The 1420-nt window shown below is 71.1% G+C and carries 2 protein-coding genes; both read right to left on the bottom strand.

Features of this window, described 5'->3' with window-relative positions; genetic code table 11:
* Nucleotides 1-751: cellulose-binding domain-containing protein (locus HHX33_RS34600; RefSeq protein ID WP_220502506.1), on the bottom strand; the 751-nt coding region annotated here is incomplete at its 3' end.
* Between the two features lie 70 nt (nucleotides 752-821).
* Nucleotides 822-1420 (bottom strand): cellulose-binding domain-containing protein (locus tag HHX33_RS34595; protein ID WP_182878244.1); only part of this gene is annotated, 599 nt, incomplete at its 5' end.

The following is a 1420-nucleotide window of genomic DNA, read 5'->3' as shown; positions in this document are numbered from 1 at the left end:
GGCCGGCGTATTCCCAGTGCACCAGGTCGTAGGAGCGCAGGACCGGCGCGCCCGGCGAGTAGTGCATCGTGGAGGCGGAGTAGTAGTAGGTGTCACCGACCCGGATGATGTCGATGTCGGCCAGGTCGTCCCACAGCACCGGGTTGGAGTACGTCGATGACGGCGGCCACGGCCCGCTCGGAGTGGCCGACGGACTCGGCGACGGGCTGGGCGAGGCACTCGGCGACGGGCTGGGTGACGGGCTGGGTGACGGACTGGGTGAAGGGCTCTGTGAAGGGCTCTGCGACGGGCTGGCGCTGGGGCTCGGCGACGGGCTGGGCGAGGGGCTGCTGGTCACGGTGCCGGTGCAGGCGGTGCCGTTGACGGCGAAGTTCGTCGGCACCGGGTTGGTCGAGCCGCTCAGCCCGCCGTTGAAGCCGAAGCTCGTGCTGCCGCCGGTGGGAATCGACGCGTTGTAGCCCGCGTCGCTCACCGTGACCTGCGCGCCCGACTGGGTGTGGGTGCCGTTCCAGAGCTGGGTGATGGTCTGCCCGGCGGTGAACGTCCAGGTCAGCTTCCAGCCGTTGATCGGGTCGCCCAGGTTGGACACCTTCACGTCGGCGCCGAAGCCGCCCGGCCACGAACTGGTCACCGTGTAGGTGACCTCGCAGCCCGCGGCGGCCTGGGCCGTGCCTGCGGTCGTGACTCCGAGAGCGCCGAGCGCGGCGGCCATCGCGGCCGCGAGCCAGCGCCGATGTCGAATGGGGGGCACTGAAGTCCTCCAGAGTATGGGTCTTGGGCTGTGTCGTCAGGACACGGTGTTCTCTAGGACACGGGCGTCGTCAGGCCACGGTGCAGGTCGCGCCGTTCAGCGTGAACGAGGTGGGCTTGCCGGCGTTGCCGGTGTGCGTGGCCTGGAAGCCGATCTGGACGGAGCCGCCGGGCGGGATCGAGCCGTTGTAGCTCACGTTGGTCGCCGTGACCTGGCCGCTGGTGGGCGAGTAGGTGGCGTTCCAGCCGTTGGTGATGGTCTGCCCGCCGGGCAGGGTGAAGGCCAGCGACCAGCCGTTGACGGCGGAGGAGCCGGTGTTGGTGACGGTGATGTCCTCGGTCAGGCCGTTGGCCCAGCTGTTGACGGTCGCGCTGACGCGGCAGGCGCCCGGCTGGCCGGACGGCGAGGTGCTCGGGGAGGCGCTCGGCGACGGCGAGGGGGAGGCCGACGGCGAGGCCGACGGCGAGGGCGACGGCGAGGGTGACGGAGACCGCGTGGGAGACGCGGACGGAGACGGCGACGGCGACATGGAGGTGCTCGGTGCGTCGAGGCCGAGGAAGGAGATGGCGTAGGCGAGCTGGCCGCTCATGGGGAGCTGGTGGCCGACGCCGGAGATGCTGATGCCCTCGACGGTGGCCTGGGTGCCGGTGTTGCCGTACCGGGTGCGGG

Source organism: Microbispora sp. H10670, from assembly GCF_014161385.1.
Taxonomy (GTDB): domain Bacteria; phylum Actinomycetota; class Actinomycetes; order Streptosporangiales; family Streptosporangiaceae; genus Microbispora; species Microbispora triticiradicis.
This window is presented reverse-complemented; position numbering and strand designations above follow the sequence as displayed.